Source organism: Devosia sp. LC5 (genome assembly GCF_000735585.1).
Lineage (GTDB): Bacteria > Pseudomonadota > Alphaproteobacteria > Rhizobiales > Devosiaceae > Devosia.
This window is the reverse complement of record NZ_JNNO01000019.1, coordinates 54618-61617: the sequence shown is the minus strand read 5'-3', so window position 1 is coordinate 61617 and position 7000 is coordinate 54618. Positions and strand designations below refer to the sequence as shown.

8 protein-coding genes are annotated in these 7000 nt (G+C 61.5%); 3 read left to right on the top strand and 5 right to left on the bottom strand.

Annotation, left to right across the window (positions count from 1 at the left end):
- Positions 1–112: 112 nt before the first annotated feature.
- The 3 genes from FF80_RS11615 to FF80_RS11605 all read right to left on the bottom strand — a co-directional run bounded on the left by FF80_RS11615 (position 113) and on the right by FF80_RS11605 (position 1235).
- A complete protein-coding gene (locus tag FF80_RS11615; RefSeq protein ID WP_035100470.1) occupies positions 113–316 on the bottom strand; it encodes a 4-oxalocrotonate tautomerase family protein in 204 nt (67 codons plus the stop codon).
- Complete coding sequence (ndk, locus tag FF80_RS11610) at positions 316–738, bottom strand: nucleoside-diphosphate kinase (RefSeq protein ID WP_035100467.1); 423 nt, start codon at positions 736–738, stop codon at positions 316–318. The genes FF80_RS11615 and ndk overlap by 1 nt, the downstream gene beginning before the upstream one ends.
- Positions 739–830: 92 nt before the next feature.
- The gene (locus tag FF80_RS11605) at positions 831–1235 is read right to left on the bottom strand and encodes a hypothetical protein (RefSeq protein ID WP_035100465.1); all 405 of its coding nucleotides are present in this window, start codon (positions 1233–1235) and stop codon (positions 831–833) included.
- 189 nt (positions 1236–1424) lie between these two features.
- On the opposite strand from FF80_RS11605, the gene FF80_RS11600 reads away from it, so the two are divergent.
- From FF80_RS11600 to FF80_RS11590, 3 genes are all read left to right on the top strand, one after another.
- Complete coding sequence (locus FF80_RS11600; RefSeq protein WP_035100462.1) at positions 1425–3293, top strand: ABC-F family ATP-binding cassette domain-containing protein; 1869 nt, start codon at positions 1425–1427, stop codon at positions 3291–3293.
- A complete protein-coding gene (locus FF80_RS11595) occupies positions 3290–3721 on the top strand; it encodes a cupin domain-containing protein (protein ID WP_035100461.1) in 432 nt (143 codons plus the stop codon). The genes FF80_RS11600 and FF80_RS11595 overlap by 4 nt, the downstream gene beginning before the upstream one ends.
- A 100-nt stretch (positions 3722–3821) precedes the next feature.
- On the top strand, positions 3822–4676 hold the full coding sequence (locus tag FF80_RS11590) for a DUF4344 domain-containing metallopeptidase (RefSeq protein ID WP_152558356.1): 855 nt from the start codon (positions 3822–3824) through the stop codon (positions 4674–4676).
- 71 nt (positions 4677–4747) lie between these two features.
- On the opposite strand, the gene FF80_RS11585 is transcribed toward FF80_RS11590, so the two are convergent.
- Together FF80_RS11585 and FF80_RS11580 are read right to left on the bottom strand one after the other, a co-directional pair.
- The gene (locus tag FF80_RS11585) at positions 4748–5194 is read right to left on the bottom strand and encodes a DNA polymerase III subunit chi (RefSeq protein WP_035100457.1); all 447 of its coding nucleotides are present in this window, start codon (positions 5192–5194) and stop codon (positions 4748–4750) included.
- A gap of 184 nt (positions 5195–5378) precedes the next feature.
- Positions 5379–6860 (bottom strand): leucyl aminopeptidase, encoded by a 1482-nt coding sequence (locus FF80_RS11580; protein WP_035100454.1) that lies wholly within the window; start codon positions 6858–6860, stop codon positions 5379–5381.
- Positions 6861–7000: the final 140 nt, after the last annotated feature.

Below are 7000 nucleotides of genomic sequence, written 5' to 3'. Positions count from 1 at the left end.
CCCCTTAATGGTCGGGAGGAAGCGAAGGAGTTCAGATTTTGGTGCATCATAGCACAAACAAGCAAAAAGGCCGCCCGGCGGGCGGCCTCGTATTTTTTGGAGGCGTAGGAGATCAGGCCTTGGGCTGCTTGCGCAGTTCGGCGACCGATTTGCCCTTGTGGCCCCAGTTTTCCAGCGGCACATCCTCAATGACGATGTGGGTGGTTTCCGGGTTCTTGCCAAGCACCTTGACCATCACGTCCGTAATGCCGGCGATGACCTCGGATTTCTGTTCCGGGGTGGCACCTTCGAGAATGCGAACGCTGACGAAGGGCATTAGCCGACCAGTTCGTCGTCGTTGAAGAAGAACTTGATTTCCTGGGCAGCGGTCTCGGGAGCGTCCGAGCCGTGCACCGAGTTTTCACCGATCGAGAGGGCGAATTCCTTGCGGATGGTGCCTTCAGCGGCGTTTGCCGGGTTGGTCGCGCCCATGACGTCACGGTTCTTGAGGATGGCGCCTTCGCCTTCCAGAACCTGCACAACGACCGGGGAAGCAATCATCTGCTCGACCAGTTCGCCAAAGAAGGGGCGATCCTTGTGGACCGCGTAGAAGCCTTCGGCCTGGGCGCGGGTCATGTGGATCTTCTTGAGCGCGATCGGACGCAGGCCGGCGTCTTCGAACTTGGTCAGGATCTTGCCGATGAGATTACGACGGACGGCATCGGGCTTGATGATGGAGAAAGTGCGTTCGATCGCCATTGAACTGGTCCTTATTGCGATAAAGGGCTGAGAAAGGTGCTGCCTTCTATCGACAGACTGCGACGGAGACAAGACTAGTTACCGCGCGGCGGCTAATCAGCCGCAACGTCAATGGTTCCGCCGGTCTGGCGCGCGCCGCTTGGTGCCTGGACCGTAACATCGAGAGCGGTGACGTCCGCCCCTGCTGCGATGGTGACATCGACCGGGATTTGCACGATCTGCATGGTGCACATTTCGGATGTATCATGGGTGGGGATGGTGACGGCCAGCGTGCCGCCGGAAACGTCGCCCAGAACCGGTTCGTCGACGGCCTGGCAGGCGCCGCCTTCGAAGGTCAGTTTGAGCTGGACCTGATCGGCATCCAGCCGCATTGCCGAGAATTCGGAAAAGGCCGGGCCTTCGTTGGGTGACGGCTCGGGCATTGGTGCAAAGGGCGCGTCGGCAAAGGCGGCCGTAGTGCTGAGGGCCAGGATGGTGGCGAGGGCGAGTTGGCGCATGTGGTCCTCCATTTTTGAGGAGGCTAGATGGCGAGTTTGGCAACCGCGTGTCAACTATACCGCAATGGCGGTTGCCATAAGGGGTTCTAAACTTTATCCAGCAGCCAACACTTTTTCGCGGGGGCGTTGCCGCATTGGCGCCGCATGCGCCGCACGGACCCCTGCCCTCCTCACTAGATTGCCGTTGTCATGCTTACGATCAATAACCTCACCTACCGCATTCAGGGCCGCGAATTGTTCGAGGATGCCTCGGTGGTGCTGCCTACCGGCTCCAAGACCGGGTTTGTCGGCAAGAACGGAACCGGCAAGACCACGCTGTTCCATTTGCTGCAGGGGCATATCTCGGCCGATGCGGGCAATATCGAACTGAACAAGAAGGCGCGTATTGGCGCGGTGGCGCAGGAAGCGCCGGCCGGCAATGAAAGCGTGCTCGAAGTGGTGATGGCGGCCGACAAGGAGCGCACTGCGCTGATGGCGGAAGCCGAGACGGCGACTGACCCGGACCGGATCAGCGAGATCTATACGCGGCTGGCCGATATCGACGCCTATTCGGCCGAGGGGCGAGCATCGTCCATTCTCAAGGGCCTGGGCTTTGAGCAGGACCGCCAGAATGCCCCGACGCATGAGCTGTCGGGCGGCTGGCGCATGCGCGTGGCGCTGGCGGGCGTGCTGTTTTCCCAGCCCGACCTATTGCTGCTGGACGAGCCGACCAACTATCTGGATCTGGAAGGCACGCTGTGGCTGGAAAAGTACCTGGCCACCTATCCCTATACCGTCTTCATGATCAGCCACGATCGTGACCTGCTCAATAAGTCGGTCAATTCGATCATCCATCTCGAACACAAGAAACTGACCTTCTACAAGGGCAATTACGACACGTTCGAAAATACGCGCCGCATGCAGATGGAGCTGAACAACAAGGGCCGCGAAAAGGCGCTCGACCAGGTGGCGCATCTGCAGAAATTCGTTGACCGCTTCAAGGCCAAGGCGAGCAAGGCCAAGCAGGCCCAGTCGCGCATGAAGATGATCGAGAAGCTGCGGCCACCGGCAGCGATGTTCGACGAATATGCGGCGCCGTTCACCTTCCAGCAGCCCAAGGCCGAGCAGGCAACGCCAATGCTTACGCTAGATGGCGTATCGACAGGCTATGGCGACAAGACCATTCTGCGCAATGTGAACATGCGGATCGACCCAGAGGATCGGATTGCCTTGATCGGGGTGAATGGTAACGGCAAGTCTACTTTTGCAAAGCTGCTCGCCGGCGACATCAAGCCGACGGGCGGCACGTTTGCGAAGGGCAAGAAGCTGGAAATCGCGCATTTTGCGCAGCACCAGATGGACAAGCTCAAGCCCGAGTGGACGCCGTTCGAGCACGTGGTGGAGCTGATGCCCACCGAGAGTGAAGCCAGGCGCCGTTCGCGCCTGAGCCAGATGGGCCTGACCAAATCGCGCATGGACACGCTGGCCAAGAACCTGTCGGGCGGCGAGCGCGCGCGGCTGTTGATGGGCCTGATAACATTCAGCGGGCCGGGGATGATGATCCTCGATGAGCCAACCAACCACCTTGATATCGATAGCCGCGATGCCCTGGTGCATGCGCTCAACGATTATGAAGGCGCCGTGCTGATCATCAGCCACGACCGCCATCTGATCGAAGCGACCTGCGATACGCTATGGATCGCCGAGGGCGGCACTATTCGCGAGCTGGACGAGGACCTGGACAGCTACCAGCGCTCGATCACCTCCAATAAAGAAAGCAAGAGCAGCGGCGGCAAGGGTGGCGGCAACAAGCTATCCAAGCAGGAGGCAGCGGCCAAGCGGGCAGAGGTCGCTCCGATCAAGGCGAGCATTAAGGACGTAGAAACCAAGATCGCCCGTTTGAAGGTGGAAATCGACAAAATCGGCGCCCAGCTCGACGATCCTAAAATCTACAATGGCGCTCCCGAACGCCTGATCGCGTTGGGCAAGGACAAGGCGCGTCTAGCCGCCGATCTCGAGGCTGCGGAAGAAAAATGGCTGGCGCTGAGCGCCGAACTTGAGAGTGTCGAGCGCGCATGAGGAAACTGGCCGCCAAGGACGTGATTTTCACGCTCGGGATGGAACGCCATCCCGAAGGCGGCTGGTATGCGCGCACATTCGAGGACAATGCCAGCAGCGACGGGCGGTCCAAATCCACGGCCATCTATTACCTGCTCGAGGCGGGCGAGCAATCGCATTGGCATCGCGTGGACGCGGTCGAAGTGTGGCATTTCTATGCCGGCGCGCCGCTGCGCCTGCGCATTTCGGATGGCCGGACAGTGGACGAACAAGTGCTGGGGGCCGATCTCGATGGCGGCGAGCGGCCGCAAATCGTGGTGCCGCGCGAAGCCTGGCAGGCGGCGGAAAGTACCGGAGACTGGACGCTGGTGGGCTGCACCGTGGCGCCGGGGTTTCAATTCTCGGGCTTTGAGCTGGCCGACAAGACCTGGGCGCCAGGGAGCGATTGAGAGAGTTTCAAACGGTCTTTAAGCCCGTTTGCCAGCGTGAGTTGACAGCAAACCGTCCTTGCAATCTGCTGGCCGCAACGAAGAATCCGAAGAGTTGGTCATGCGCACATTCTATCGTGGCATCGTTCTTTTGGTCGGTTTGTGCGCGATGGCCCTGCAGGGAACGGCGGCAGCGGAGCTGAGCAAGAAGGAACGGGCGGAAATCCGGCGCTTCGCGGCCAATAACAGTCTCTTCGTGCTGTACCATGAAATCGCGCATCTGCTGGTCGACCAGCTCAACCTGCCGGTGCTGGGGCGGGAAGAAGACGCGGCCGACAACATGGCCACCTGGACCTTGCTGAGCAAGCATACGCGCGAGGCCGAAGAGGCGCTGGCCGACGCGGCCAAGGGCTGGGTGCTTTCGGGCGTGGCCTATGACAGCGGCGGAGTGGAGAGCGATTATGCCGCCGCCCATACGCTGGACAAGCAGCGCGCCTATCAGATCGTGTGCCTGATGGTGGGCAGCGACGACAAGGCCTTCCAGCCGATTGCCAATGACTACGCGCTGGACCGCGACCGGCGGGACACCTGCTATTTCGACTATGAACTGGTCAAGCGCAGCTTTGAGAGCCTGCTGGGTACCCGCGCCAACAAGAATGGCACCGGCACCAAGGTTACCGTGACCTATCACGATGCCGGAGGCCGGCTGAAAGACGCCGCGGCTGCGTTCAAATCGAGCGGGGTGTTCGACCAGGTCGCCGAGGAGCTACGCACCCGCTACAATGTGCGCGAGAATGTGCAGTTCAATGCCAAGCGGTGTGGGGAGGCCAATGCCTTCTATGACCCGGAAACGGTCGAGATCATTTTCTGCTACGAGCTGATGCAGGACTATATGGACCTCTATGAGGAGGACATTACCCAGCAGGCCGACCTGGCGCCGCAGGGCCGGCAGAAGGACAAGGATAGACCATCCTGAGGGGAAGAAAACGGGGGTTCCCGCCTTCGCGGGAATGACATTGTGGTCTAGACGCTAACCTATTGTTGTTCCTAGGCTTTCTTGACCCATCGGCCATTGGCTTCCTGCTGCCAATAGGTCACGCTATTGCCATCGCGCAGCGCTTTCCAGGCGAGGCGGGCTTCGGCCACCGCGTCGGGATCGTGGCCGGAGAACATGTAGACGATGCGCTCATAGCCCTCGGCCGATTGCGGTACGGCGCGATCGACGAAGAAGCGGCAGGCGGCGCCGTTGGGATTGTCGGGGCCGGTAGTGATGAGGATGGGCTGGAGGCTATCGGTTTCCTCGCCCGCCAGGCCATGGGCCAGGAAACTATCCTCGCGATAGGTCCACAGATGGGCATCGAGCGCTTCGGCGCGCTCGGTGGAGCCGACTTCGACCACCGCGCGCCAGCCGCGTTCTAGCGTCTTTTCCAGCAGGAGCGGAATGACCGCTTCGAGCGGGCGGGCTTCAAGGTGGTAGAACAGAACGTCGGGCATAAAGTGTACCGATCTTGTGGCCATGACGGCCTGCAAATGGCGGGTATCTCGGCTTCCGGTGCTCACGTATCCTAAGATACGCTCCGCTCCGGTGCTCGACACCCACCATTTTCGTCTCATCCTGACCAGAAGCTCGGCACACTTTAGCGGTGCCGGAAGCCTGTGATCACTGTCGGAAAGCAGCCTAGCCCTGGTAATAGTCCCTGACTAGCCGATCGAGCAGGGCGACGCCGAAGCCGGCGGACCAGGAGGCGTTGATTTCGGTGGCGCTGGTGCCGAAGGCGGTACCGGCAATGTCGAGATGCGCCCAGGGGACGTTGTTGACGAAACGCTGCAGGAACTGGGCGGCGGTGATCGAGCCGGCGGGGCGGCCGACGGAATTGCGGATATCGGCGAATTTGGATTCGATCAGCTTGTCGTAAGCGGGGCTGAGCGGCATGCGCCAGAGCTTTTCATTGGCGGTGAGGCCGGCATTGAGCAGTTGGATGGCCAGTTCGTCATTGTTGGAGAAGAGGCCTGCATGCTCGTGGCCCAGCGCCACAATGACGGCACCGGTAAGGGTCGCCAGGTTGATCATGAAGCGGGGCTTGAAGCGGTCCTGCGTGTACCAGAGCGCGTCGGCAAGCACGAGACGGCCCTCGGCGTCGGTGTTGATCACCTCGATGGTAGTGCCGCTCATGGCGGTGACGATATCGCCCGGGCGGACGGCATTGCCCGAGGGCATGTTTTCGACGAGACCGATAACGCCGACCGCATTGACCGGTGCCTTGCGGCCGGCCAGCGCCCGCATCAGGCCGGTGACAGCGGCGGCGCCACCCATGTCGCCCTTCATTTCCTCCATGGAGGCGGCAGGCTTGATGGAAATGCCGCCGGTGTCGAAGACGACGCCCTTGCCGACGAAAGCCAAGGGTGCAGCGCCGACATCGCCACCGCGCCATTGCATGACGACGAGGCGGGCGGGGCGATCGGAGCCCTGGGCGACGCAGAGCAGCGAGCCCATGCCGAGTTTTTCGAGCTCGGCGGGTTCGAGAATTTCGACATCGACACCAAGGGCGGATAATTCGGCGGCCCTGGCGGCGAATTCGACCGGGCCGAGGACATTGGCCGGCTCGTTGATCAGGTCGCGGGCGAGCAGCGTGCCTTCGACGACGGCGCCGCGATTGGCAATGGCGGTATCGGTAGCGGTGGGATCGGCGACGTGCAGCGTGATGGCGATGTCGCCGGCCGGCTCGTCGGGACGCACGGTCTTGTATTTGTCGAACTTGTAATGGCGCAGGCGCAGGCCAGCGGCCAGTTCGGCAATGGCAGCAGGGGTGGCGCCTGGCTCATCCACGATGACGGCGACCGACTCGGCGCGGGCGGCGGCAATCTTGGCGAAGAGCGAGCCGCCGCGATCGGTCCAGGCATTGAAGGGGGCTTTTTCATCGGCCTTGCCCTTGCCTAGGACGATCAGACGGCCAGCGCCCTGTCCTATGATATCAAGCGCCTGGCCTTGTTTGCCCTTGAAGGCGGCGGAGGCGCTGACAGTATGCCAATCGAGGCTGGTGGCGGACCAGATGGCGGCGGCGGCGCCGGTGGGGGCTTGGCCTTCGGCGGCATAAATGATCGTCAGGGGTGCGGAAACGCCGGCAAAGGCTGCCGTTTGGATCGAAAGTTTGTTGGGCATTGGTCGGCCTTGCAAGGCATGGCGGGCGCCATGCGAAAGATTTGCCCGGAGCATTGAGGGGAATGGGGGCCGCGTCAATCCCGCAACACAGGTGAGGCAAAGGGGCGCGGTTTCTGTCCCCAGCTTGTGCGACTGTGCGA